The following is a 26,023-nucleotide window of genomic DNA, read 5'->3' as shown; positions in this document are numbered from 1 at the left end:
CTATTCAGCCGCGTGTCGCGGCGCGGGGTTAACGGGAAAATCCATCTGCGCGAGCATTTCGCGCGCATGGGGACATCCAGCATTGGGATCGGGGCCAAAGAGCACTTCGCTTTCTTCCCAAACCTCATCGAGAGCCTCCAGATCGGTCGGATCATCGTCAGGCTGCGCGAGCATCTCGGCAACTGCGTCCTGATCGGCTTTCACCCCGGCCAATTGCAAAATTCCGGCGAATACAGCGCCATAAGGGCTTTCCCTCCGGACAAGCCGGGCGTTCAGCGCCTCAAAAATATGGGCTGCATCCGCCAGAGTATCCTGTGCTTCTTCGAAGGGACGCGTCGACAGGAATTCCAGCAAAACAGGCAAGTGATCCGGGAGTTCCGAGGTGACGGGATCGAACCCGCCCTCCCGATACGTCTCGACCAACGAGACCATTGCGCCGCCCCGATCTCGGCTTTCTCCGTGAACGTGCTCGAACAGGTTGAGCGACAAGGTGCGCGATCTGTCGAAAAGCAGGACGAACTGCTCTTTGAGGTCATAGATGTCGCGTCCGCTCAGCTCCTCCACCAGCGGGCGCAACGCCCGACGGGCTGCTGCTGTGAGACGTGTGTCCGAGGCCAGAACGGCGCCGATTTCGGGCATCGCCTGCTGCAACTCGCGGGTCGGGTAGCTCAGGATGAGTGATAGTGCTTTTAAGGTCCGGTCCATATCACATCGCCTCCGATGGCATCTTGAGGGGTCTTTTGGAGCCGCCGAAGAGCGAGCCCTTCGATGATCCGCCGCCACATCCGTTGGTGTCGGTGAAACCACAGCCGCCACGCAGGTCATAAGCTTCTTCCACCTGTTCACGGTGTGTTGTCGGGATGACGAAGCGGTCTTCGTAATCGGCAAGCGCCATGATCTTGTACATGTCTTCAATCACACGGCCAGAAAGCCCGACGCGCGCCGCGATGGCTTCGTCAACCACCCCTTCGATCGTCTTGGAGCGCATGTAGGATCGCATTGCCAGCATACGCTCGAGCGCCGTGACAACAGGTTCTTCATCTCCTGCGGTCAGCATGTTGGCGAGGTATTTGACCGGGATCCGCAGGTTCTTGACGTCCGGCATGCCAGCATCGGTCCCGATGGTTCCGGCTTCGGCTGCATTCTGGATCGGGCTGAGTGGCGGAATGTACCACACCATCGGCAGCGTCCGGTATTCGGGGTGCAGCGGGAAGGCGACCTTCCACTCCATCGCCATCTTCCAGATCGGGCTTTCCTGCGCGGCCTTGATCCAGTCCTCCGGTATGCCATCAGCGCGGGCTGTCTCAATCACGACAGGGTCGTTGGGGTCAAGAAACACGCCCAGTTGCGCATCATACAGGTCCTGTTCGTCCTCCATATTCGCCGCATCTTCGATCTTGTCGGCGTCATAGAGCATGACACCCAGGTACCGAATGCGTCCGACACAGGTTTCAGAACAGACCGTCGGGTTGCCGCTTTCGATCCGGGGATAGCACAGGGTGCATTTCTCGGATTTGCCGCTTTCCCAGTTGTAGTAGATCTTCTTATAGGGGCAGCCCGACACGCACATGCGCCAGCCACGGCACTTTTCCTGGTCGATCAAGACAATGCCGTCTTCTTCACGCTTGTAGATCGCGCCCGATGGGCAGGACGAGGCACAGGCCGGGTTCAGGCAGTGTTCGCAAAGACGGGGGAGATACATCATGAAGGTGTTCTCGTATTCCCCGTAAATCTCCTTCTGGATGCCCTCAAAGTTGTAATCCGCCGAGCGCTTGGAGAATTCACCGCCCAGGATTTCCTCCCAGTTTGGACCTTTTTCAATCTTCTGGATACGCTCGCCAGTGATCTTGGAACGGGGGCGCGCCGTGGGGAACGCCTCCATTTCCGGGGCGGATTTCAGGTGGTCATAATCAAAGTCAAACGGCTCATAATAGTCGTCGATCTCGGGCATGGACGGGTTGGCAAAGATGTTGGACAGGATGCGCCATTTGCTGCCCTGCCTGGGCTGCAGCTTGCCTGCCTTCGTCCGCTCCCAGCCGCCTTTCCAGCGATCCTGATTTTCCCAGTCGGTTGGATACCCCGTGCCGGGCTTGGTTTCCACGTTGTTGAACCAGGCGTATTCAACGCCGTCCCGGCTCGTCCAGACGTTCTTGCAAGTGACAGAGCATGTGTGGCACCCGATGCATTTGTCGAGGTTCAGCACCATGCCGATTTGTGCGCGGATTCTCATTCTGCTGCCTCCTGTGCAGGTGCTTCCCAGCTCTTTTCTTTGTCGAGCCAGTCCACTTTCTTCATCTTGCGGACAACGACGAACTCGTCCCGGTTCGATCCCACGGTGCCGTAGTAATTGAAGCCGTAGGACTGCTGGGCATAGCCACCGATCATGTGTGTGGGTTTGAGAACAGCGCGGGTTACAGAGTTGTGGATACCCCCGCGGTTCCCGGTCTTCTCAGAGCCCGGCGTGTTCACGATCTTCTCTTGAGCGTGATACATGAACGTTGTGCCGTCCTTGATCCGCTGCGAGACAACCGCGCGCGCCGTCAGGGCACCGTTGGTGTTGTAAAGCTCCACCCAGTCGTTATCGACAATCCCGGCGCTCTTGGCGTCATTCTCGCTGATCCAGATCACCGGACCGCCCCTGTTCAGCGTGAGCATTAACAGATTGTCGGTATAGGTGGAGTGGATGCCCCACTTCTGGTGCGGCGTGATGAAGTTCAAAACGAGGTTGTCGCCCTCATCCTGTACATCCGCTGTAATGGTCTTCAGATCAACGGGCGGGCGGTAGGACATGAAGCCTTCGCCGAATGCGCGCATCCAGAGGTGATCCTGATAAAGCTGTTGCCGCCCTGTCAAGGTCCGCCACGGGATCAGCTCGTGGACGTTCGTGTAGCCCGCGTTGTAGCTGACTTTCTCCGACTCGATGCCCGACCATGTGGGGCTGGAGATGATCTTGCGCGGTTGAGCTGCAATGTCATGGAAACGGATTTTGTTGCCATGTTCGCCTTCAGCCAGATGCGCATGTTCGCGCCCCGTGGCTTTTTCCAGAGCTTCCCAAGCCTTCACGGCGACGTTGCCGTTCGTCTCAGGTGCGAGCATCAGGATGACTTCGCAAGCGTCAATGGCCGTTTCGATTTTTGGGCGTCCCGCTGCCGCGCCGTCCAGTTGCACACCATTGAGAGCCGACAGGTTGTCGATCTCGTCCTGGGTGTTCCAGGTGATGCCCTTGCCGCCATTGCCGAGTTTATCAAGCATCGGGCCAAGCGCCGTGAAGCGGTCATAGATCGCGGTATAGTCCCGCTCGACCGCCACGAAAGCAGGGGCGGTCTTGCCCGGGATCAGGTCGCATTCGCCTTTTTTCCAGTCCTTCACCTGGTCCTGCGCGATCTCCGCAGGGGTGTCGTGCAGGATCGGCAGGGCGACGATATCTATCTCTTTGTCCAGATAGCCCGGTGCGATCTGCTGGAATTTCTTGGCGATTGCCTTGAAGATTTCCCAATCGGATTTGGACTCATAGGCCGGATCGACCGCTGCTTGCAGCGGGTGGATGAACGGGTGCATGTCAGACGTGTTCATATCGTCCTTTTCGTACCAACTGGCCGTTGGTAGAACGATGTCGGAATAGACGCAGGTCGTGCTCATTCTAAAGTCGATGGTCACAAGCAGGTCCAGCTTGCCCCGCGGCGCATCTTCATGCCACCTGGCCTCTTTGGGCAATTGTCCGCCGTCTTCGCCAAGATCCTTGCCCATCACACCATGATCGGTGCCAAGCAGGTGCTTGAGGAAGTATTCGTGCCCCTTGCCCGAAGACCCGAGCAAGTTGGAACGCCACACGAACAAGTTGCGCGGCCAGTTGGCTGGGTTATCCGGGTCCTCACAGGACATTTCCAGTTCGCCGGACTTCAGGTTCTCGGCCACATAGGCCGGGATTTCCTTGCCCGCCGCCTTGGCCGCCTTGGCTACTTCGAACGGGTTGGTCTTGAGCTGCGGAGCAGACGGCAACCAGCCCATGCGTTCGGCGCGGATGTTGTAGTCGATCAGGGAAATGTCCCAATCGCCCTCGGGCGCTGTGGGTGACAGGATCTCGTCTGCTTTAAGGGTCTCATAGCGCCACTGATCCGTGTGCGCATACCATGCTGAAGTCGAGTTCATGTGCCGCGGAGGACGGTTCCAATCCAGCGCAAAGGCCAGAGGTTGCCAGCCGGTCTGCGGGCGCAGTTTTTCCTGCCCCACATAGTGTGCCCAGCCACCGCCGGATTGCCCAACACAGCCACACATCACCAGCATGTTGATGACTCCGCGATAGTTCATATCCATGTGGAACCAGTGGTTCATCGCGGCCCCGATGATGATCATCGACTTGCCGTTCGTCTTCTCTGCGTTGTCAGCAAATCCGCGAGCCACGTGGATGATCTTGTCAGCCGGGACGCCAGTGATCTTCTGGGCCCAAGCAGGCGTACCAGGCATGTCATTGGCATAGTCCGATGTAACCCAGTCACCGCCGAGACCACGGTCCAAGCCGTAGTTGGCACAGAACAGGTCGAACACGGTCGCGACCGCAATCTCGCCATCGGCGGTTTTGATCTTTTTCACCGGGATGTTGCGGGTCAGAACGTCAGGGTGATCGGCATCCGTCTTAAACTGGCCAAACGCCTCGCCACCAAAGTAGGGAAAGTCGACGCCCAGAACATCGTCATGGTCTTCTTCCAAAACGAAGCTCATCTTGAGCTTGGTCTCGGCCTCTTTCGCCTTTTCTTCGAGGTTCCATTCACCGTCTTCGCCCCAGCGATATCCGACGGACCCATTAGGCGCGACAAACCCTTTGGAAGCCTCGTCATAGGCGACAGTTTTCCATTCGGGGTTGTTGTCCTCACCCAGTTTGCCGTCCAGATCGTCCGCCCGCAAGAAACGACCCGGCACAAGCTTGCCGTCCTTTTCGTCCAGCTTCACCAGCATCGGGAAATCCGAATATTTGCGGGTGTAATCCTCGAAGTATTCGGCCTGACGGTCCAAGTGGAATTCACGCAAGATGACGTGGCCAAAGGCCATCGCCAGGGCCGCATCCGTGCCCTGCTTGGCGTTCAGCCAGACGTCGCCGAACTTGGCGGCCTCGGAATAATCGGGGCAAATGACGGCGGATTTGGTGCCTTTATAGCGCGCCTCGGTGTAGAAATGCGCGTCCGGCGTCCGGGTCTGTGGGACGTTGGAGCCCCAAAGCAGCAGGTAGCCTGAATTGTACCAGTCGGCACTTTCCGGCACGTCTGTCTGCTCGCCCCAAGTCATGGGCGACGCAGGCGGCAGGTCACAGTACCAATCATAGAACGACATGCAGACGCCGCCCATCAGCGACAGGTAACGCGAGCCAGCGGCATAGCTGACCATCGACATTGCAGGAATCGGCGAGAAGCCAAAGACGCGGTCGGGGCCATAGGTCTTGGCCGTATACGCGTTTGCGGCCGCCGTGATTTCGGTCGCCTCATCCCATGTGGCGCGGACGAAACCGCCCTTGCCGCGTGTTTCCACGTAAGAGGCGCGCAGGATCGGATCAGCCTGCAGTTTGGTCCAGGCCTCGATCGGCTCCATCGTCTCGCGCATCTTGCGCCAGATTTTCATCAACCGACCGCGCACCAGCGGGTTCTTCACCCGGTTCGCGGAATAGAGATACCAGCTGTATGACGCGCCACGGGCGCAGCCGCGCGGCTCGTGGTTGGGCAGATCAGCGCGGGTGCGCGGATAGTCGGTCTGTTGGGTTTCCCAGGTCACGATCCCCGACTTGACGTAGATCTTCCAGCTGCAAGATCCTGTGCAGTTTACTCCGTGGGTCGAGCGGACGACTTTGTCGTGGCGCCAGCGATTGCGATAGGTATCTTCCCAGTCGCGGTCTTCCGTTGTCACTTTCCCAAAGCCGTCCGAAAACTGTTCCAGTTCCTTGGACTGAAGGAAGTTCAATCTGTCGAGCAGGTGGCTCATGTCATTGTCTCCTGTTGAAGGGATTCTTCCCCGGCGTTGCGCCGGGGAAGGCAGGGGTCAGGATTAAGGGTTCTTCACGTAGGCGTTAGGTCGCAGATAGAACCACCAGTTGATTGCGATGCAGACAGCGTAGAAGATTGCGAAGCCATAGAGAGCAAGCTCAGGGGTTCCTGCTTTCAGCTGTTCCCCGAAGACTTTGGGGATGATGAAGGCGCCGTAAGCGGCAACCGCAGCGGTCCACCCAAGTGCAGGGCCGGCTTGCTCTTTGTTGAACACCACACCGATTGTCCGGAAGGTCGATCCGTTGCCGATACCGGTGGCTGCGAACAGGATCAGGAACAGGCCCAGGAATGGGTAGAAATACTGTTCCGGTGTCGTCGAGTTGTAAGCCGCTTGGATGAAGTAGGCGACACCCAGCGCCGAGGCGACCATGACAACGGAGATGATCTGAGTCACCTTTGCGCCACCGGCCTTATCAGCCCAGATACCCCCAATCGGGCGGATCAGTGCGCCGATGAACGGCCCCATCCATGCGAACATCAGGGCCGAGGGGCCATTTGGGTTCACGGTATCATGGGTCATAAGTCCGTCGACTTCAATGTGGCTGAAACCAAATACAACCTTGATGGTCAGCGCCAATGCAGCAGAGAAGCCGATGAATGACCCGAAGGTCATGGTGTAGATCACTGTCATCGCCCAAGTGTGCTTGTTGCCGAAAATCTTGTATTGGCGGGTCAGGTTCTGACCAACAGCGCCCGGGATCATTTTTAGCAGGAATACCGTCAGCGCGATCACGATCGGCAGCACGATCCATTTGGAAACGCCAAGGCCCGACGTCGGAAGGCCACCTTCGGTTTGCGGCAAGAGCAACCAAAGGCCGAACGCCGCAGCACCAAGGCCCAGCACCAGCATACCGGTGATAATTGCGAAACCACCCAGCGGGTTAGGGATGTCGGGTGAGACGTGCTCGTCACGGATGTTGTTCATACCAATCCAGCCGATGATCGCCAATGGGATCAGGAATACGAGCCAGATCAGGCCAGCGTTGTGGATGTAGGTCTCTGTACCGGCTGGAATTTTGCCGATCAGCGTGCCGGAAGTATTCACCAGTGTGCGGCTTTCACCGCCGAAAATGCCAACCGTCATCACCAGAGGGATGAGGATCTGCATCGTGGTCACGCCAAAGTTGCCGAGGCCAGCATTCATGCCAAGCGCATAGCCCAGCTTTTTCTTGGGATAGAAGAACGAAATGTTTGACATCGATGACGAGAAGTTGCCGCCACCAATACCGGACAAGAATGCGAGGATCTGGAAATACCACAAGGGGGTGTCAGGATCTTGCAACGCAAAACCCGCGCCCGCGGCGGGGATCATCAGCAGAGCGGTGGTATAGACAATCGTGTTCTTGCCACCCGCAATACGGATAAAGAATGTCGACGGAATACGCAGCGTCGCACCGGTCAGGCCCGCGATGGCGCCTAGCGTAAACAGCTGTGACTGATCAAAGGCAAAGCCCAGATTGATCATCTGAACGGTGATGATGCCCCAGTATAACCAAACAGCAAACCCGCACAACAATGAGGGTATCGAAATCCACAAGTTACGCGTGGCAATCGATTTGCCGGTTGAGGACCAATAGCTATCGTCCTCTATGTTCCAGTTTCTTAGATCTTGTCCCACTTTATTTCTCCAGACTGAGTGTGGGACGGGCCCGCAACAGGCCCGTCGCATTCATTGTTATTCTGCTGGTTTCGCTTCGCCATTTTTCTTCGCGATTGCGGTCAAGCCCTCTTCCAAGGCCGCATTGGCCCTAAGGGCTCGCAACCGGAGAGTTTCGATGTTGGCCGCCGCGAAGTTGGCGCGCTCCTCGTCTTCTTGCCGGGTCGAGAACCTAACGAAGAACGCAAGGAAAGAGGCACAGGTGACGACAATGCCTAGGATGAAGAACGCCTCGCTCCAGTCGATCACGTTCTTAAAGAGGAACCCTGCGAGCACAGCACCCGCGTTCCCGCCCGCGCCGACTACACCGGCCACAGCACCAAGCGCCTTCTTGTTGATGAACGGCACCACCGAATAGGTGGCTCCTTCCGCCATCTGCGTGAACAGCGAAAAGACGATCAGAGCCGGCAAAGCGAGAAACAGCACATGCATCTGGCTGAAGACCATCAAAGCGCAGCCCTCGAAGAACAAGCAGATGAAGAGCCAGAATGCGCGCCCTTTGAGCCCCCAGAGCGATCCGAAATTGTCCCCGAACAGGCCGCCAAGCGTGCGGGCAAACAGGTTCATCAGGCCGAAGGAGGCCGCGACGAAACCGGCTGTTACAAGGGTAAGATCAAAGTAGTCCATGAAGTAAAGAGCAGCGACATTGTTTACTGTCAGCTCGATACCGAAACATGCGCCATAGATTACGAACAGCACCCAGACCCGTGGGTCTTTGAGTGCCTGCATGTAATTGCCAGTGACTTTCTTCTTTTCTTCCATTTTGCCCAGCGCACGCAGATCGTCGAAATTGCCGTCAGGCGCGTCTTGGGTCAGAAAATAATAGGCGATCCCGGTTAGAAAGATGATCACACCGACCACAACCATAGATAGGCGCCAGCCAACCGCTTCGGAAAAGCCGAAACCAACGACCATGACCGAGAACAACAGCGGCATGACAAATTGCGTGACACCGCCGCCCAGATTACCCCAGCCCGCCGAAGTCGCGTTTGCCTGGCCGACCACGTTGGGCGCAAACATCACAGATGTATGGTACTGCGTGATAACAAAAGCAGCGCCGATGCCGCCAATCAGAACACGGAACAGCAAGAAAGTTTCAAAGCTATACGACAAGCCGATGCCCATCACTGGAAGCGACCCGATGATCAGCAGCCAAGTATAGGACTTCCTGGGCCCGATGCGGTCACAGAGCCAGCCGATGAACAGCCGGGCGAAAATAGTCATTGAGACCGATCCAATGATGGCCCAGCCGATCTGGTTCGGCGTCAGTGCGAGTTCATCCCGAACAACGCTCATTAGCGGCGCAATGCCGAACCATGCAAAGAAGCACGAGAAGAACGCGAACCACGTCATGTGGAAGGTCCTGATCTGCACCATCTTTACGTTGAAGAAATTTGACCACAGTGCTGTGGCCTTGTTTTGAAGTTCCATCGCGGCCCCTCCGCCTTTTTGCAGCCGTTGCTGCTGTTCTGGGTTGCGATAGAAATGAGGTCGTTCGGTTCTGCGATTGTTGATGCAGATCAAAAAGACGACTTTTATGCAGCAAAATAAATAGCTTACAGAAATTGGTCATGTCGCGTTAGGCGGTCCGTCAAATCAGGCGGTAGCGGCTGTCAATCGAAGGCTTGACAATTATCAAGTGGTTGCCAAGGGTGATTTCAAAGTACAAAGGTGAGGTGGAAGCAGACAATGCCCGAATCGTATCGACAAGACGTGCGCGCTCTCGCGCTATTTGCCGATATGGATCAGGTCAATTTCGAGTCCCTCATGCGAGGGTCCTACGTCCAGAACTTCCCGCCACGTATTGATCTGATCACCGAAGGTGACTCACCGGATTTTCTGCATGTTGTCGTCTCCGGTGCCGTTGACCTGTTTTCTTCATGGAACGGTAGGGAAACCAGTATGGCGACTGTGCGACCTGTCAGCACATTCATTTTGGCAGCGACTATCAAGGACGCCCCTTACCTGATGTCAGCGCGTACATTGGAAAAAAGCAGGATTATTCTTCTACCGTCAGAGGATGTGCGTCAGGTGTTTGAAAAAGACGGTGCGTTTGCAAGGGCCATCGTGACCGAGCTTTCCCAGTGTTATCGCGCCGTCGTCAAGAATACCAAAGATCTCAAGCTTAGGACGTCATTGGAACGACTGGCAAACTACTTGTTGCGCCAAATGGGGCGCACAGGATCAAGCGCATTTGACTTGCTTATGGAGAAGCGGCGCTTGGCATCGTTTTTGGGAATGACCCCCGAGAACCTCAGCCGCGCCTTCAAAGGCCTGGAACCCTATGGCGTTCGCGTCGATGGCAATCATATCAAGATCACAGACGCCGAGGAATTGATGCGTTTTGCTAAACCCAGCCCACTTATTGATGATCACTCGACCTAAGAAGCACCCGTGTCCAAGACTTTGCCCGGAGCCGCCGGAGAGCTCGCTGAACAACATCCTGACCTGTGAAGTGCTTATGCGGCACTTGGAAAGGCCCGCGCCGAAGCTGGCCCTCTAAGCGACCGTGAACGCCGCCTGGTTAAACTTGCGCTTGCTGTTGGAGCTGCCTCTGAAGGAGCAGTCCATTCTCACTGTCGGCGCGCGCGCGCCGAAGGAATCGAGGAGGCAGCCATTCAGCAAGTGGCCCTGCTTGCAATTGGTCCACTTGGCTTGCCACGCGCGGTTGCGGCGAAAACTTGGATTGAGGATGAAAACGGGTAGCCCCTTTGTTGTCGCCGATTGGCGCATCATGGCAGTGGACTGACCCCGAAAAGCAGCGGGTGGAACCCGATCAACAAAAGATAAAGCAGTAAAGCCGCCACGAACCGAACAACTGACCCCGCCGAAACCGTGATCTGCGCTTTGCGGGTTTGTAACCATAGTTCGGTCCATGCTGCAGCGCCCATCTGCCGTTGCTTGCGCCTGTCGATGATCTTTTGTCCCAACACTGCGAAGCCGGCAAAAACGGTGAACAGCAGCACATGGGCCAGATCACCGTTCGGCAAGATATGTGCAAATGCCCATATGGAAAGCGCGATCAACAGCGGATGGCGGCAGAAGCTCACGATTCCGGGAGCGTCTGGATCAAACCTGTCGTTGCGTGCACCACCAAATGAAAACGGTTTCGGTCTCCACTGCCAATCACAATGACGAGCTATGGCTGAAACTGGGTGATGGGGCCTGAGAAGGCGGCGTATCGTGGCGGGTGTCCACGCCTGCCAGAACCTCCAAAAGGAACGATACGCCTATGGGCACCTCTATAAATTGCCCCCGCGCTGATGGCGGGGTATCCTCGGTGTCGTGACACGTCAGATGGATGCAGCGATGGCGCAGATGGGCTTCTTCGACCTTTCCGATCGCTACGCGAGCCTGATCGGAGCCACTGCAAACACCCATCGAGGCCAAGAACGCAAGTCTGACAGTTAACCGAATGTCAGCTATTTTGCCGGCAACCTTACCGTTTCGCGACCGCAGTGTATGACCGCAATCCGCCCAACTTTTCCATAATCCACTGGACTTCTGAGCGCGACAGAGCGGTACTGACCAGGCAGCGTGCCGCCCGGAATGTCCGGGCTCCACTCAGTACAGGGCGGGGGATTGGCCTTCGCCCGCAGAGTGGAGAAACACGATGGCAGTGTCATCTCATCAAGAGAACAAACCGGCGAGCCCAAAACTTTTCGGCGTCAAGGCGACGCGCAGCGTCCAGTTGCACAAGTTGTTGACCCGGAAATCCGGAGTAACGCTGGCGCAGTTACAGAAGACCTTCGGCTGGCAGCCCCATACGGCACGAGCCGCGATCTCCGCCCAACGCAAGGCAGGCTACCAGATCGAACGCAGCGATAGCGACAAAGGTTCGGTCTATCGCGTGGTCAGGGCGGACACTGCAGCATGAGCGGTGACGGCCCCGGCAAACTGGAAAGCCTGATTGCAGATATCAGTGCCTTTGATCGTGCCGAATGCCTGAATCGCTGGAGAGAGGTGTTTGGGCGTCCGCCGCCCAAACACCTCTCTCCGCAGTTTATGAAGCGGGTGCTGATCTGGGAGACACAAAATGAGACGCTGGGCGGTGTGTCAATCAAGACCACCCGGCGTCTGAACCAGATCGCCTCCGGTAAATCCCATCCAGCCGCGACAAAACCGGGGTCGCATCTGATCCGCGAATGGAATGGCCGTACGTATCAGGTTGAGGTGGTGGAGGGCGGCTACGTCATGGATGGGAAAACCTGGCCGTCCTTGTCGGCCATTGCCCGACACATCACCGGCGCCCGCTGGTCCGGACCCCGCTTCTTCGGAGTGCAGTGATGCGTCGGATCCGCTGCGCCATCTACACCCGCAAGAGTTCCGAAGATGGCCTGGAGCAGGACTTCAACTCCCTCGATGCGCAGCGAGAGGCCTGCGAAGCCTATATCGCCAGCCAGAAGCACGAGGGCTGGGAACTGCTCCCGGACCACTATGACGACGGCGGGATCTCGGGCGGGCATCTGGATCGCCCGGCACTGAAGCGATTGATGCAGGCTGTCGATGAAAAACGCGTCGACCAGATTGTTGTCTACAAGATCGACCGCCTGACGCGCTCGCTGGCCGACTTCGCAAAACTGGTCGATCGATTGGACGCGGCCGGGACGTCCTTTGTCTCGGTTACCCAAAGCTTCAACACGGCCACCAGCATGGGGCGGCTGACTCTCAATATGCTGCTCAGTTTTGCGCAATTCGAGCGTGAGGTCACGGCAGAGCGGATCCGGGACAAGATCGCAGCCTCGAAACGCAAGGGAATGTGGATGGGCGGGAGCGTTCCAATTGGCTATCAACCGGATGGCCGAACGTTGAAGGTCGACGAGAATGAAGCGACTACGATCCGGACGCTTTACGACCTCTATCTGAAACACGGCACCTTGCGAGAGGTGAAAGAGCGGGCAAAGCAACTCGACCTCAGGTCCCGGTGCCGTAACAGGGCGGGTGGTCGGATATCAGGCGGAAAACACTTTGATCGTGGTCACCTCCAGCACATCCTGAGCAACCCAGTCTATGCCGGACGGATCCATCACAAACAGCAGGTGTATGAAGGGCAGCATCCTGCGATCATTGATCCGGAGATCTGGGACACGGTTCAGGATATGCTGCAAGGCAGGGCCTCCATCGCACGGGGTTCAGGAAAAAAGGCAACAACATCGCTGCTGGCTGGAAAGCTCTTCGATGAAACTGGCGATCGCCTGACACCCAGCCACAGCCGCAAGAACGGCAGGCGCCTGCGCTATTATATCTCTCATCGGCTGGTCAAAGATCGCCGTCGGAAACATCCTGGCGCCTGGCGGCTACCCGCCGAGCAGGTTGAAAGGCTTCTGACAGTTCTGGTTGCGCAGCATTTGGGCCGACCTGATGCGGCTTCGTCAATGATCCAGAAAGCATCGGCGGCAGAGATCGTCTCGGCGGTGGAAAAACTGAAAGATCTAACGCAGACGCAAGCATGCCTGGCACTTGTTGAACGTGCTGATTTGCGACCGGGTTTGGTCACCGTACAATTGAGCGCTGCGGTTCTCGAAAAACAGTTGGGGTGTCAGTCAGAACAGATTAATCAGCGGGAATTGCTGATCAAAGCGCCCTTTCAGATGCGCCGGCGCGGGGTGGAGTTGAAGTTGCATCTGGGTGCACCGCCACCGGATATCGACCAAACCCTCGTGCAGAACATCATCAAGGGGCGCCGTTGGTTGTCGATGGTCATTGCGGGAAAGACCTTCTCGGAGATCGCAGAAACCGATGGCGTTTCAAAACGGCGCGTTCAGGACGTGGCCAGTCTCGCGTTGCTCGCCCCTGATGTTCTTTGCTCCATCGTTCAGGGTGAACAACCCGAGGGTCTCACAACCGATTATCTGATCAAGACCCGGTTCCCCGCAATCTGGTCAGAACAGCGCGAGCAGTTCGCAGCGCTCTGACATCAGAATCCCCAAACTCGTACCGTCGGAATTGCAAACAGAGACTGCGGCCCGAAATCGGCTTCGGATCTACTCGGGATTGTGTCTCTGCTCGACGCGCCGCATGCCAAGCGCCCGGAAACACGCGGCAATTGACCGGCAACTTCTCAGGGTCTGAAATCAGAGAAGTGTTTGGCTGGGGTGGTAGGATTCGAACCTACGGTACGCGGTACCAAAAACCGTTGCCTTACCACTTGGCTACACCCCAGCGACGAAGGGGTTCATATTCTGAAGGCTGCCATGGTTCAAGAGCGATTGTGCAAAAAATCGGATGGATTTTGTTGAATCTCTTTTGCCCTCAGAGACGGACCGGATCGGCCTTTGCGAGGGCGTCAAATCGCATCAGTGAGGCGATGAGTTCGGGCATCTCGGAGAGGGGAATCATGTTTGGTCCGTCGGAGGGTGCGCTGTCTGGATCGGGGTGACATTCGATAAAGACGCCTGCGATTCCGAGCGATACAGCGGCGCGGGCCATGACGGGTGCGAAGCGGCGGTCCCCCCCTGAAGCGGTGCCTGCACCACCGGGGTGTTGGACGGAATGCGTGGCGTCCATAATCACCGGAAAGCCTGTCTGCATCATGATGGGCAGGCCGCGCATATCCGTCACCAGCGTGTTGTATCCGAACGATGTGCCGCGCTCGGTGATCAAGAGCCTGTCGTTGCCGCAAGAAGTGACTTTCTCCGCAGCTGGCGGAATGTCCCACGGGGCGAGGAATTGACCTTTCTTGAGGTTGATCGCCGCGCCCGTGCGGGCGGCGGCGGTGATTAGGTCTGTTTGGCGGCAAAGGAAGGCCGGAATTTGCAGCACATCGGCAACTTCGGCGACGGTGCTGCATTGGTCGGGCAGATGCACATCGGTCAAAACAGGGCAACCAATTTCGCTGCGGACGGCGGCGAGAATGGCAAGCCCCGCATCCATTCCGGGGCCGCGCGGGCTTGTTGCAGAGGTGCGGTTGGCCTTGTCGAAGCTCGCTTTGAAAATGTAGCTGGCGCCAGCCTTCTGGGTTGCCTTTGCCAGTGTTTCGGCAATCCGCAGCGCGTGGTCCCGCGACTCGATCTGGCAAGGGCCGGCAATCAGTGTCAGCGGAGCCTCATTGCTCACACTGACCGTGCCGATCTGGACGTTATGCATCAGGACGACACCTGTTCGCGCAAGATCGCGGCAGTCAGCGAGAACATCAGGTAAATGCCCGCAAAGATGAAGAAAGCGATGGCCGTATTCTCGAACGCGCGCGGATAGGTGGCTTGGTCAGGGGCGATAGGTTCGACGCCGACAGAGAGGTATCTTACTTGTCGGTTAGCCTCCAAACGTGCGCCCTCAAGCGCGGCGAGGGCTTGCTGCACCATGACGGTTTGGAACTGGTAGTTCTCTTCTGCGATGCGTAGCTCGGTATTCTTGGCGGCGAGTGTCGTATTGTCGCCATTCGCGCGGGTCATCTGGGAGCGCAGATCGGCGATGAGGGACTCGAGCCCCGCGATTTCGCCCTGTACGGCTTGAACACGGCCCTGATTGGGGCGACGGGCGTTTTGCAGGCTGGTGAGTTCCAGAACCTTTTGCTGTCGTTGGGTTTCGAGCGCCGAAATCTGGCTGAGAACAGCCGCGGATTCACCAACGGGGTCGATCAGCTCGACCTCGTTTTGAATGCGCAGGAGTTCGTTCAACGCGGCGGTCCGGCGTTCTTCGGCCGCGTTATAGCTTTCCATCGCGCCTTTCATTTGATCCTCGCGCAGACGCTGGGTCAGGTGATCGACCTGCTCCTCGGCATAGCTGACGAGTGCTTCGGCAAAACGCTGGCTGGTTTCGGGGTCGGTGGCGACCACTTCCATCTTCAGGATGCCTTCGGTCGGATCGTAGCCAAGCTGAACCCGATCCGTATAGACCTTGAACGCTTCTTCGTTGGTTGCCCCTTCGGGCAGGCGTTGCAGAAGGTCGATCGATGGATCGCTGAAGTGTTCCTTGAAGCCGTGCTCCTCATCCAGACGGAGCATCGCGGCGCGGGAACCGAGATAGGATTGCACTGTGATGCTGTCTTGCTGGGTTGCCATCGACGTGCCTTGGAACAAGCCGCCTAAGCCACCGGCGGCGCCACCTGCGGCGGGTTCGGCCTGTTGGATGACGAACTCGGTGTTAGTGGCGTACATCGGGGTGGCGTAGACGTAGAAATAGTAACCCGCGGCAATGGTCGGTAGAAAAACAAAGGCTGTCAGCCGCGCGAAGAGGCCAAATAGGCGGCGCTTGCGGCGGCGGGCAATATCTTGCTGTACGCGGCGGATCTCGCTCGCGCGTTGTTCGGCGGCGAGGCGGGGATCGTGGAGCGCAACCTCGCGCCCGGGCTGCTGCACGGTGCGGGGCAGTTGGATTTGGGCGTCGTTGTCGGCTTCGGCGTTCTGTTCAGAGACGATATCCAGCAGATTGGCCTTTTCGAACGGATTGATGCCGCGCGCCCGAAGCTGCCGAACTGCATCGAAATCCGAGGTCGCTGGGATGCCATATTTCTGCGCGATCCGCCGTGCCATGCGGAGCTGGCGGCCGGTCAGGCCCTCTTGGCGTATGGCATCGAGTTGCTGGGCGGCTGTCTCGCGGTCGCTCGGCGTTTGTTGTGATGGCGCCGTGCTGCTGGAAGATTGCGGGTTCGGCTGTTCGGTGCCAGCGACCTGATCGCTTGCGGAAGGGGCATTTTCGGTCGCGGGGCGGCTGGTCCGACGGATGCGGAACTTTCTAGCTTTGGGGTTCGTAGTCATAGAGCTGCTTTGCCTCTTCCAGCGTATCGAACATGTAGAGATGGCCGTCGCGGAGAACCGCTGCCGAGCGCGCAAACCTTTCGAGTACCTTGGCCTGATGGCTTACAATCACCACGGTAGTCGTTTCGAGCCTTTCACGCAAAATCTCTCCTGCTTTTTTGTTAAATTCTGCGTCCATCGTCGTCGGCAGGCCCTCGTCGATCAGGTAGATATCGAAATCGAGAGCCAGCATGAGCGAGAAGGACAGACGTGCGCGCATGCCGGAACTGTAGGTGCCGACCGGCATGTCGAAATATTCTTCGATGCCGCAGAGCCAGCGGCAGAACGCTTCGACGTAATCGGGGTCGAGCCCATAGATGCGGGCGATGTAGCGGGTATTCTCACGGGCCGTATGCCGGCCCACGAGCCCGCCCATGAAGCCGAGCGGGAACGAGATTCGGCAGAGGCGGTGGATTTCGCCTTCGTCAGGTTTTTCGAGGCCCGCCATCATGTTGATGAGCGTGGTCTTGCCTGTGCCGTTGGGAGCAAGGATGCCTAAAGAATTGCCGAGCTCCACACGAAAAGATGCGCGATCAAGGATCACCTTGCGCTGTTTTCCAGTCCAGAAAGATTTGCTCACATTTACAAATTCTAGCATGCGGCCCGCTCTCGACCTCTTCCGTCAGGCGAAGTGCCGGACGGTTGCATTTGTTTCAGTATGAGGGAAAGCGCGAGTGATTGACAACGGTTTCTCGTTATCGGTGCGGCCGGCCCGTGTGGGCCGACCGCGAAAGTTGTTAGTTTTCTTGTTTTACGACGCCGGTGACTTTGCCCGCCACGATGGCGATAATGGCAGCGGCGAAGCTGAACAGAGCACCCATTTTGGCGGCGTCTTTCACCGGAATATCGCCCAGCATGGCATCACCCGTGAACGCGACCGAAGCGATGAACAGTGACACCGTGAAGCCGATTGCGGCGACGCACCCGATCACGAAGAGATCAATGATCCGCATACCTTTCGGCAGGCCGAGGCCAAGCGGTTTGGCCGCGATCCAACCGAAAAGAAGGACGCCAAAGGGTTTGCCGACAAGCAGGCCAGCAAGGACCAGCCATGTGGGCGAGCCGATGGAGGAGAATTCGACGCCGGCATTCAGAAGGCCGAAGAAGAAGAGAACCACCTCAACGGGGTGCTTAAGGATGTGTTCTATATGGTTCAGCAAGTCGGAGAGGTATTGTTCTGCCTCCGAGAAGATACCGAAGGCACGGTCCGCATGCGGGATCGTTGGAACGATTGGCAGCAGGCCAAGGGCGGGGTGGATGCCGGCCTCTTGGAAGCCGTACCAGCTCAGCGCGCCTGCAATGAGGTAGGGCCAGAAGCTCAGCGTGTTACGCGCCCATGTCGAATTTGGACGCGCTTGCTTGCCACGGTCGAGACGGCGGGGCAGCCAGTTTGCGAGGAAATAGACGGCGACAGCGGCACCGACCGACAGCATGAGCCATTCGGGGGCCAGTTCGCCCGAAGGGTAGAAAATGGCCAGAATGATCAGGCCTGCCGCGTCATCTGCGATGGCCAGCAAAAGCAGGAAGCGCACGGCTGGATGGCCTGCGCCAAACACCAAGCGACCCACGAGATAGGAGAACGCAATATCGGTTGCGGTTGGGATGGCCCAGCCGCGTGCAACCGCGTCATATGTATCGGAGCCGAGGAACATGGCGAGGCCGAGGTAAACGGCAATCGGGCCGAACATGCCGCCAGCGGTGGCGACCAACGGCGTGGCGGCTTTTTTGCCGCGCAGAGAGCCGTTTTCGAGGATAATCGCCTCCCAGACTTCCTTCGCCGCGATGGCGAAGAAGAAGGCCATCAACACGTCATTGACGAGGTAATGTAGGGTGAGCGAACGGTACTCGACTTGTCCTGCTTCATTGTAATGGGCGTGGCCGATGATGAAGTCGTGGATCAACTCAAACTCGACGAAGTGGTGGTATCCGTCGGGGTTGATGTTGGCCCAAACCAAGGCGATGAGTGCGCCGATAATGAGTAGGAGCGAGTAGTTCGTAACGAAGTTCCAGACGCGGTACATAGCCATCCCCGTTGTTTCTTTATTGCCGGATACCCGAAGATAGCAAACGGCACAACTGTGGGTGAAACGGCGCAGAAGCACAAAGTATTAGCGGGTTTTGACCTTTGAGGCGGCACGCTGTAGCGGTTTCGACATGCAGGCTGATTTGAAATCCGAGATACGCGCGTGCCGACTGTGTGCGCAGCGCTTTGCACAAACGGCAACGGCGCATTCACCGAATCCTGTTGTCTGGTTTGATCCTAGTGCCCGCATATTGATTGCCGGTCAGGCACCCGGTGCCCGCGTGCATGCGAGCGGGCGGCCATTCTCCGATCCGTCGGGGGACAGGTTGCGGGCGTGGTTGGGGCTGTCTGAGGCTGCGTTTTATGATCAGCAGCGGATCGCAATTGTGCCGATGGCGTTTTGCTTTCCGGGGTATGATGATGCTGGCTCCGATCTGCCGCCACCGCGCATTTGCGCTGCGCAATGGCATGAGCGGGTTGCCGACGTTCTGCCCAATGTAGAGCTGAAGATACTTGTGGGCGGTTATGCGCAGCGCAGGCACCTGGGTGCCAAAACGGGCGTAACGGAGACAGTCGCCAATTGGCGCGCGTTTGGAAATGGCGTGGTGCCCTTGCCGCATCCGTCTTGGCGGAATACGGGTTGGTTGAAAAAGAACCCTTGGTTCGAACAGGAGGTTCTGCCGTTTGTGCGGCAGCGGGTGGCAGAGGTAATGGATCGTGACACAGACGGAACTTGATACGGCATTCGCCGCGATGGCAGCTGATGACAACGATGATATGGCGCGGCTGCGTTATTATGAGCGGTTGGCGGACAGTGAGCTTTATCTTTTGCTGACAGCCGAGCCAGACGGAGAGGATATCGACCCAGAGACGGTTGATGTCGAGGGGCTGGAATACTTGCTGGTTTTTGACCGGGAGTTGCGGTTGGCAGAGTTTGTTGGCCGCTCGGCGCCCTATGTTGCTTTGTCGGGGCGGTCGCTCGCAGCGATGATCGCGGGCGATGAGTTGGGGCTGGCTGTGAATATCGGTGTTGCGGGATACGAGATGCTCGTGCCGCCAGCAGCGATTTCATGGCTCTCTGAAACGCTTGGGCAGGGGCCGGAAGAAGGCATGGCGCGAATTCTTGAGGTGCGCCCACCGGAAGGGGTGCCGGAGCATTTACTTGAGTCGCTTTCGCGAAAGTTGGCGACGGGGCAGGGGCTGGCCGAGTTTTGTTTTCTCGCGGCGGTGACATATGACGACCAAACGAGAGGGCATGTTCTGGCATTTGTGAATGTCGTCGATGCGGCGCAACATGCCCTTGCTGGCGCGGTGAATGAGGCGCTGACGTTCTCTGGCGTTGAGGCGGGGCAGTTGGACGTGGTGTTTCTGGCGGATACCGACCCGAACGCGGCGAAGTTCGGGCAGGTTGGTTTGCGGTTTGATCTGCCAAAGCCAGCCGAGCGCACGGTCGGGCAGGCGCCCGGGATGGATCCCGAAAAACCGCCTAAGCTGAAGTAGAGCCTAGTAGCCGCTTTGCCTGTTCACGAGGTGGAGGAACGGCTCACCTGCTTCGCCCCTGCGAATGTTCTCCGCGACGACACGCGCTGCGGTATTAGGGCGGGTTGCTGAAGCGATATGCGGTGTGACCGTCACCCGAGGATGTGACCAGTAGGGATGATCGGCGGGTAAGGGCTCGGTGCGGAATACGTCGAGTGTTGCGTGGCCGATTTGGCCGCTATTGAGGGCCGCGAGAAGTGCGTCATCATCTATCAGAGGCCCGCGGCCGGGGTTGATGACGACGGCGCCTTGCGCGAGGAGCGCCAATGTCTCGCTATTCAGTGTGTTCTCGGTATCCGGTGTGTTCGGCAACAGCAGGATGACGATATCAGCGCCGGTGAGCGCTTCCTTCAGGCCATTCTCGCCGTGGAAGCAGGTGACACCCTCGATCCGTTTGGGGCTGCGTGACCAACCCCGCATTTTGAAGCCGAATTGCGCAAGATGATGCGCACAAGCGCTGCCCAAGGCGCCGATGCCGAGAATGCAGACAGTACGCTCCGAGGCGAGAGGCGGGACTGATCCCTCGCGCCAGATGCCGTCCTGGCCGTGGATATGGGTGTCCATCCCGAGGTGATGGCGCAGCGTGTGGCCGCAGACCCATTCGACCATGCCATTGGTGAGCCCTTCATCGACCATGCGGGCAAGTGGCTGGGATAGCGTCGGATTGCTGACGACCTGCTCGACCCCTGCCCAGAGATTGAGCACTGCCTTGCAACGGGTGAATGGGCGGAAATCCTGTAATGGGCTATTGGGGGCATAGACGATGTAGTCCGTCGCCTCGGGGGCGATATCGGTTCCAACATCTGCCGCGATGCCGAAATCGGCCAGAGCGGTGCGCAGATGGGGGGCATATTCCTCCCAGTCTTTTTCGGGCGCGGCAAAAAGAACATTAACGGTCATCGTCTTACCTCGGTCTGTGGATGTGTGCGCTTTGAACGAGGCCGAAAGCAGCAAGAAGCACCAGCATGGCCGATCCACCGTAGCTGACAAGTGGCAATGGGACACCGACGACGGGTGCCAGTCCCATGACCATCGCCATGTTCACGCAAAAATAGAGGAAGAAGGTGACACCGATGCCGAGGCAGATCAGAGCGCTGAAACGGTCTTTCTGCTGCAATCCGGCGATGATGCAGAAGAGCGTGACAAGCGCATAAAGCCCGAGCAGGGCGATTCCACCGACGAAGCCGAATTCCTCTGCCAAGGTAGTGAAGATGAAGTCGGTATGTTTTTCGGGAAGGAAGTTGAGGCGCGACTGCGTTCCCTGCATATAGCCGCGCCCTGTCCATCCGCCGGAACCAAGCGCGATCTTTGCCTGCGTGATGTGATAGCCCGCGCCAAGGGGATCGTTCTCGGGGTTGAGAAAAGTGTCGATCCGCCGGTACTGATAATCCTGTAGTAATTGCCAGCTTGTGCCAAGGCTTTGGAATACGGCGGCTATGGCGCCGACACCCGATGCGATAACGGTGACGAAATAGGCCCAATGAACACCTGCAAAGTAGATCACGGCACCCCCCCCGGAGAGCAGTAGGATCGCCGTGCCGAGGTCGGGCTGCCGGAGAACGAGGGCTGTCGGAATAAGGATCAGCATGACCGCCAGCGCTACCCAGACAGGATGTGAGATCTTATTTGCAGGAAGCCAGTCATAATAGGCCGCGAGCAGCATCACGAGTGTAACTTTCATCAACTCCGAGGGTTGCAACCGCATGAAACCGAGATCGATCCAGCGCTGGGCGCCCATGCCGACAGCGCCGAAAAGTTCCACATACACGAGGAGCCCGAATGCCAGCAGGTAGCCAAGCAGCGATACGTTGCGCCAGAACCAGATGGGGATGAAAGCCACCGTGAACATCAAGACGAGGCCCAAGGCGAAGCGTTGCATTTGCGGCTCTACCCATGGGCGCATGGAACCGCCTGCGACGGAATACAGCATCAGGAAGCCGATGCTTGTGATTGCCACAAGCAAAAGCACGATCGGCCAGTTGACGTAGAGGATCTTACGAAAGCCGGACGGGACAAATTTTATGTTATATTCGAGATAACTCACCGATCAGGCCCTATCCGCGGCTGTGAATTTCGCTTCGATCAGTGCCTCGATCCGGCGCTGCTGTTCAGCGATTCGGCTGCGTACACTGGAGGGATAGGAAGACAGAGGCGGCGGCCCGTCATGGAGGGCCTGCAGCATCACATCGCGGGCGATGGGTGCTGCAGCACCGGAGCCGCTACCGCCGTGCTCGACGACCACGGCAACTGCAAAGCGGGGGTTGTCGAACGGTGCGAAGGAAACAAAGAGCGCGTGGTCGCGGCGTTCCCACGGGAGGTCCTCGTTCGCTGAAATGCCTGCATCGCGTTCGGCTTGGGTGATCCGGCGGACCTGGCTCGTCCCTGTTTTGCCAGCCAGTCGCATTTCCGAGTCGGTGATGCGGGAAGCATAGGCAGTGCCGCGATTGTGGTTCGAGACATCATCAAGTGCTGCGCGGATGCGGCGGAGGGCGTTTTCATTGATGCCCATCGGTGCGCCGCGGCCGGAAGGTGTTTCGATACCATCGACGGAATGGATGAGCCGAGGGGTGACGGAGCGGCCGGTTGCCAGTCGGGCCGTCATGACTGCCAGTTGCAGGGGGGAGGCCAACACATCGCCTTGACCGATCGAGACGTTCACCGTGTCACCGACCCGCCACTGGGTGCCGCGCACGCGCATTTTCCAGTCGCGGTCCGGGGCGAGGCCCGCGGCAACGGCAGAAAGCGGTATCTCATGCTGGATGCCGAGGCCGAAGCGCTTGGCCATTTCGGAGATTTTCTCGATGCCGACCCGCTGGCAAATTTCATAATAGAATGTATCGCAGCTTTGCTTCAGGCTTTCGTGAAGATTGATGTTGCCGTGGCCGCCTGGCTTCCAGCAGTGGAAACGGTTGCCTGAAACCTCGACATAGCCGCCGCAAAATACCGTCTCTTCGGGGTCGATAAGGCCTTCTTCATAGGCGGCGAGGGCAGTGATCATCTTGAATGTGGAGCCGGGCGGGTAGGTGCCTTGTACCGCTTTCGCGGCAAGTGGGCGGTAGGGATCCTCGTTCAGGGCGTTCCAATCGGGGACGCTGATGCCGCGCACGAAAAGGTTGGGATCAAAGCTTGGGGCCGATGCGCAGGCCAGAAGATCGCCAGTTTCGACATCCATAACAATGGTGCTGGCCGATTCACCTTCGAGCCGGGCTTCGACGTAGGACTGGAGACGACTATCGATGGTAAGCTGGATATCGGCGCCGGGGTTGCCCTCGCGCCGCTCCAGTTCGCGCATGACCCTCCCGAGGGCATTGACCTCAATCTGCTGGGTGCCGGCGCTGCCCCGAAGGGCGCGCTCGAGTTTGTTCTCGACGCCTGTTTTGCCAATTTGGAAACGCGGAATTTGCAAGAGCGGATCCTGATCATCGATGCGATTGAGATCATAATCGCTGACAGGGCCGACATAACCTACGACATGTGCCAGATCCGAGCCGAGCGGATAGTGACGTGATAGGCCGACTTCGGGCAGAACGCCGGGGAGGGCGGGTGCGTTGACTGTAACACGCGCGATTTCATCCCATGTGACACGTTCGGCGACGGTGACGGGCACGAATGGCGAGCGGCGGGCCATTTCTTCGCGCGCTTTTTCAATGCGGTCTGGATCAAGCGTGATCAGGCTGCCGAGTTTTTCGAGCACCTGATCGACGTCACCGGCATCTTCGCGGATCAAGACAATGCGATAGTTTTGCTCGTTATCGGCAATAATACGGCCATCGCGGTCATAGATCAGCCCCCGCGCAGGTGGGAGCAAGCGGATGTTGATCCGGTTTTCTTCAGCCAGAAGGCGATACTCTTCCGACTGTTCGATTTGCAAGGACCGCATACGCAGGGCGAGACCACCCATCAGCGCGAACTGGGCCGTTCCGATAAGCAAGGCGCGCCGCGTGAGGCGGCGGTGGTTGCGGGTGGAAAGGGCGTTCGGGCGTTTCAAAGGTGTTTTCCGTGGCTGTCGAGTTCTCCGGGTGCGGGCCGATAGAGCCCGAAGCCGAAATGGGCTGCAAAGACCAGCGCCGGGTATGAGCCGATCGTCATGATCATTTGGATATAATTAAGTGAGGCGGGCGGCAAAGGCACCATCATGATGCTCAAAATTGCGCGATTGAGGGCGGTAAGCCCCACAATCGCAATCGCGACATACAGCCATTCAAAAACAAAAGGCGCGTCACGCAATGCCGAAGACCGTACACGCAGCACCTCGGTGGCGATCACGACCAATGCGCAAAATAGCCCCGGCGGTCGCTGCAATAGTAGATCGGCGAAGAAGAACACGGCGATGACCATGCTGACGGGGAGAAAGTCGGGCCGGCGGGCGACCCAGACAAGCGTAATGCCCAAGAGGAGGTCAGGCCCTGTCCAGCTGCGCGGAATGCTCGACAAAGGAAGAATCTGCATGAAGAGCATCATCACAGCCAAGCTAAAATAGACCAACGCGCCGGTCAGCTGCTGGCGATTGCGCTTCGGCTCACTCATTTTGCCCGTCCGTGGTAGAGGCCGCTGCGTCGTCAGTGGTTGCTACGCTCCCGCTTTCGGGCGCGACGATGTCACCCGGATCAACGATTTCCTCCCGCTGGCGGGAACGCAACACGCGGAGGAACTCCAGACGCTCGTAATCCGCCGAGAGGCGGACGCGGAGCCGTCGGTCTGATCCGAGAGCTACTTGGCCGACAAGGAGATCGGCCGGAAAGACGCCGCCATCACCTGACGACACAACCCGATCACCGGGGCGGACAAGATCCGGATCTTCGAGGAATTCAAGCGGCGGGTTCAGGCTGTTGTCGCCGGCAAGGACGGCACGCTGGCCGGAGGGCTGGATCAGTACCGGAATGCGTGACGAGCTGTCGCTCAGGAGAAGCACTCGACTGGTGTTTTCGGCGACGCCGGCGATCCGGCCTACGAGGCCGATCCCGTCCATGACCGGCCAGCCGTCGATGATTCCATCACGTTCGCCGACATTGAGCAGGACTGATTGTCGGAAGGGGGAGCCGCTGTCTGCCAGCACGACGCCGGTAATATAGGTCAGTTTCGGGTCGAGCCGGACATTGTTGAGGTCGAGAAGCTTCGCGTTTTCTTGTTCAAGCTGCAAAGCGGCCTCCCGCCATGCTTTCATCTGCTGCAATTCGCGCCGCAAATCGCGGTTCTGATCAGCGAGTTGCTGGTAGCTTTGAAAATCGCTGGCAAGTTTGATGACGCCGGTAACTGGCGCCATTGCCCATTCGAACGACGGGACAAAGCGGTCGATCACCATCAGGCGGAACCGCTCGACGCGCGGACTGTCGATACGCCAGACCAGGAAGATCAGGATCAGGCACAGGAGAGAGACACCAACCAACAGACGCCGGATCGGCGTTGCATAGGTATCTTCTTGCTGCCGCTCGCGTGCCAAGGGTTACGACCCTTTCGAATCCAGTTTGAACCTCTGTTCCGCCTCAGCTGTCGTAGTCGATCACATGGCGGAGCTGTTTTTCGTATTCCAGCGCTTTTCCCGTCCCGAGCGCGACGCAGTTGAGCGACTCGTCCGCGACAGAAATGGCAAGCCCTGTTTGTTCGCGCAGGGCGAGATCAAGTTCACCAAGCAGCGCGCCGCCGCCGGTGAGCATAACGCCGCGATCCACGATATCGGCGGCAAGGTCCGGCGGTGTGGCCTCAAGCGCGGTCATCACTGCCTCGCAAATATACTGTACGGGTTCGGCAAGGGCTTCGGCAACCTGCGCCTGGCTGATCTCGGTTTCTTTCGGAACGCCGTTCAACAGGTCGCGGCCACGAATCTGCATGGAGGAACCGCGCCCATCATCGGGCATCCGGGCGGTTCCGATGGAGGTCTTGATGCGTTCGGCCGTCGACTCACCGATGAGCAGGTTCTGTTGGCGGCGAAGATAGTTGATGATCGCTTCGTCCATACGGTCACCACCGACGCGCACGGAACGGGCGTATACGATGTCTCCCAGCGAGAGCACGGCAACTTCGGTGGTGCCGCCGCCGATAT

The 26,023-nt window shown here is 58.1% G+C and carries 23 protein-coding genes, 1 tRNA gene and 1 pseudogene (1 of these 25 only partly in view); 8 read left to right on the top strand and 17 right to left on the bottom strand.

Features of this window, described 5'->3' with window-relative positions:
* The 5 genes from narJ to AB1E42_RS11880 all read right to left on the bottom strand — a co-directional run bounded on the left by narJ (position 1) and on the right by AB1E42_RS11880 (position 9,117).
* Positions 1 to 705: a nitrate reductase molybdenum cofactor assembly chaperone gene (narJ, locus tag AB1E42_RS11900; protein ID WP_368344449.1), complete on the bottom strand. Its 705-nt coding sequence runs from the start codon at positions 703 to 705 to the stop codon at positions 1 to 3.
* Between the two features lies 1 nt (position 706).
* On the bottom strand, positions 707 to 2,230 hold the full coding sequence (gene narH / locus AB1E42_RS11895) for a nitrate reductase subunit beta (RefSeq protein ID WP_368344448.1): 1,524 nt from the start codon (positions 2,228 to 2,230) through the stop codon (positions 707 to 709).
* Positions 2,227 to 5,967, bottom strand: a complete 3,741-nt coding sequence (locus AB1E42_RS11890) for a nitrate reductase subunit alpha (RefSeq protein WP_368344447.1) — start codon at positions 5,965 to 5,967, stop codon at positions 2,227 to 2,229. Before AB1E42_RS11890 ends, narH begins: the two co-directional genes overlap by 4 nt.
* Before the next feature lie 63 nt (positions 5,968 to 6,030).
* Positions 6,031 to 7,647, bottom strand: a complete 1,617-nt coding sequence (locus AB1E42_RS11885) for an MFS transporter (RefSeq protein WP_368344446.1) — start codon at positions 7,645 to 7,647, stop codon at positions 6,031 to 6,033.
* A gap of 57 nt (positions 7,648 to 7,704) precedes the next feature.
* Positions 7,705 to 9,117 (bottom strand): MFS transporter, encoded by a 1,413-nt coding sequence (locus tag AB1E42_RS11880; RefSeq protein WP_368344445.1) that lies wholly within the window; start codon positions 9,115 to 9,117, stop codon positions 7,705 to 7,707.
* 258 nt (positions 9,118 to 9,375) lie between these two features.
* Here AB1E42_RS11880 and AB1E42_RS11875 point away from each other — a divergent pair, with 258 nt between their 5' ends.
* Positions 9,376 to 10,071 carry a cyclic nucleotide-binding domain-containing protein gene (locus AB1E42_RS11875; RefSeq protein ID WP_368344444.1) on the top strand — a complete coding sequence of 232 codons (696 nt, stop codon included), beginning with the start codon at positions 9,376 to 9,378 and terminating at the stop codon, positions 10,069 to 10,071.
* Between the two features lie 132 nt (positions 10,072 to 10,203).
* Positions 10,204 to 10,392: pseudogene (locus tag AB1E42_RS11870) on the top strand (carboxymuconolactone decarboxylase family protein); the annotation flags it as partial.
* 26 nt (positions 10,393 to 10,418) lie between these two features.
* Here AB1E42_RS11870 and AB1E42_RS11865 read toward each other — a convergent pair.
* Positions 10,419 to 10,736, bottom strand: a complete 318-nt coding sequence (locus AB1E42_RS11865) for an NnrU family protein (RefSeq protein WP_368344443.1) — start codon at positions 10,734 to 10,736, stop codon at positions 10,419 to 10,421.
* Between the two features lie 235 nt (positions 10,737 to 10,971).
* Here AB1E42_RS11865 and AB1E42_RS11860 point away from each other — a divergent pair, with 235 nt between their 5' ends.
* The 4 genes from AB1E42_RS11860 (at position 10,972) to AB1E42_RS11845 (ending at position 13,601) form a co-directional block, all read left to right on the top strand.
* Complete coding sequence (locus AB1E42_RS11860) at positions 10,972 to 11,097, top strand: hypothetical protein (RefSeq protein ID WP_368344442.1); 126 nt, start codon at positions 10,972 to 10,974, stop codon at positions 11,095 to 11,097.
* Between the two features lie 202 nt (positions 11,098 to 11,299).
* On the top strand, positions 11,300 to 11,563 hold the full coding sequence (locus AB1E42_RS11855; RefSeq protein ID WP_368344441.1) for a DUF3489 domain-containing protein: 264 nt from the start codon (positions 11,300 to 11,302) through the stop codon (positions 11,561 to 11,563).
* Positions 11,560 to 11,973: a DUF2924 domain-containing protein gene (locus AB1E42_RS11850; protein WP_368344440.1), complete on the top strand. Its 414-nt coding sequence runs from the start codon at positions 11,560 to 11,562 to the stop codon at positions 11,971 to 11,973. Before AB1E42_RS11855 ends, AB1E42_RS11850 begins: the two co-directional genes overlap by 4 nt.
* Positions 11,973 to 13,601, top strand: a complete 1,629-nt coding sequence (locus tag AB1E42_RS11845) for a recombinase family protein (protein ID WP_368344439.1) — start codon at positions 11,973 to 11,975, stop codon at positions 13,599 to 13,601. The genes AB1E42_RS11850 and AB1E42_RS11845 overlap by 1 nt, the downstream gene beginning before the upstream one ends.
* Before the next feature lie 172 nt (positions 13,602 to 13,773).
* Here the strand turns inward: AB1E42_RS11845 and AB1E42_RS11840 are convergent.
* The 5 genes from AB1E42_RS11840 to AB1E42_RS11820 form a co-directional block, all read right to left on the bottom strand.
* Positions 13,774 to 13,848, bottom strand: a tRNA-Gln gene (locus AB1E42_RS11840).
* Between the two features lie 90 nt (positions 13,849 to 13,938).
* Positions 13,939 to 14,772 carry a 3-deoxy-8-phosphooctulonate synthase gene (gene kdsA / locus AB1E42_RS11835; protein WP_368344438.1) on the bottom strand — a complete coding sequence of 278 codons (834 nt, stop codon included), beginning with the start codon at positions 14,770 to 14,772 and terminating at the stop codon, positions 13,939 to 13,941.
* Positions 14,772 to 16,382: a capsule biosynthesis protein gene (locus tag AB1E42_RS11830; protein ID WP_368344437.1), complete on the bottom strand. Its 1,611-nt coding sequence runs from the start codon at positions 16,380 to 16,382 to the stop codon at positions 14,772 to 14,774. The genes kdsA and AB1E42_RS11830 overlap by 1 nt, the downstream gene beginning before the upstream one ends.
* Entirely contained in the window at positions 16,360 to 17,019 is a 660-nt protein-coding gene (locus AB1E42_RS11825; RefSeq protein ID WP_368344436.1) for an ABC transporter ATP-binding protein, read from the bottom strand. Before AB1E42_RS11825 ends, AB1E42_RS11830 begins: the two co-directional genes overlap by 23 nt.
* Positions 17,020 to 17,158: 139 nt before the next feature.
* On the bottom strand, positions 17,159 to 18,442 hold the full coding sequence (locus tag AB1E42_RS11820; RefSeq protein WP_368346426.1) for a Na+/H+ antiporter NhaA: 1,284 nt from the start codon (positions 18,440 to 18,442) through the stop codon (positions 17,159 to 17,161).
* 133 nt (positions 18,443 to 18,575) lie between these two features.
* Between AB1E42_RS11820 and AB1E42_RS11815 the strand changes: the two genes are divergently transcribed.
* The gene (locus AB1E42_RS11815; protein ID WP_368344435.1) at positions 18,576 to 19,181 is read left to right on the top strand and encodes a uracil-DNA glycosylase family protein; all 606 of its coding nucleotides are present in this window, start codon (positions 18,576 to 18,578) and stop codon (positions 19,179 to 19,181) included.
* A complete protein-coding gene (locus AB1E42_RS11810; RefSeq protein ID WP_368346425.1) occupies positions 19,159 to 19,944 on the top strand; it encodes an SseB family protein in 786 nt (261 codons plus the stop codon). Before AB1E42_RS11815 ends, AB1E42_RS11810 begins: the two co-directional genes overlap by 23 nt.
* A 3-nt stretch (positions 19,945 to 19,947) precedes the next feature.
* On the opposite strand, the gene AB1E42_RS11805 is transcribed toward AB1E42_RS11810, so the two are convergent.
* The 6 genes from AB1E42_RS11805 to AB1E42_RS11780 form a co-directional block, all read right to left on the bottom strand.
* Positions 19,948 to 20,883 (bottom strand): 2-hydroxyacid dehydrogenase, encoded by a 936-nt coding sequence (locus tag AB1E42_RS11805; protein WP_368344434.1) that lies wholly within the window; start codon positions 20,881 to 20,883, stop codon positions 19,948 to 19,950.
* Positions 20,884 to 20,887: 4 nt separating this feature from the next.
* Positions 20,888 to 22,027, bottom strand: coding sequence for a rod shape-determining protein RodA (gene rodA / locus AB1E42_RS11800; RefSeq protein WP_368344433.1), 1,140 nt, complete (start codon positions 22,025 to 22,027; stop codon positions 20,888 to 20,890).
* Positions 22,028 to 22,030: 3 nt separating this feature from the next.
* Positions 22,031 to 23,884, bottom strand: coding sequence for a penicillin-binding protein 2 (mrdA, locus tag AB1E42_RS11795; protein WP_368346424.1), 1,854 nt, complete (start codon positions 23,882 to 23,884; stop codon positions 22,031 to 22,033).
* Between the two features lie 83 nt (positions 23,885 to 23,967).
* Positions 23,968 to 24,510, bottom strand: coding sequence for a rod shape-determining protein MreD (locus AB1E42_RS11790; protein WP_368344432.1), 543 nt, complete (start codon positions 24,508 to 24,510; stop codon positions 23,968 to 23,970).
* Positions 24,503 to 25,423, bottom strand: a complete 921-nt coding sequence (gene mreC / locus AB1E42_RS11785; RefSeq protein WP_368344431.1) for a rod shape-determining protein MreC — start codon at positions 25,421 to 25,423, stop codon at positions 24,503 to 24,505. Before mreC ends, AB1E42_RS11790 begins: the two co-directional genes overlap by 8 nt.
* Positions 25,424 to 25,466: 43 nt before the next feature.
* On the bottom strand, positions 25,467 to 26,023 hold the 3' portion of the coding sequence (locus tag AB1E42_RS11780) for a rod shape-determining protein (RefSeq protein WP_368344430.1). The gene runs 481 nt beyond the window's last position; only the last 557 of its 1,038 coding nucleotides appear in the window; the start codon falls outside the window, past its right edge — the gene reads right to left on this strand; it ends in the stop codon at positions 25,467 to 25,469.

This window comes from Pelagovum sp. HNIBRBA483, assembly GCF_040931995.1.
Taxonomy (GTDB): Bacteria; Pseudomonadota; Alphaproteobacteria; order Rhodobacterales; family Rhodobacteraceae; genus JAEPMR01.
The sequence above is the reverse complement of the archived record's forward strand: the minus strand, read 5'-3'. Positions and strand labels throughout refer to the sequence as shown.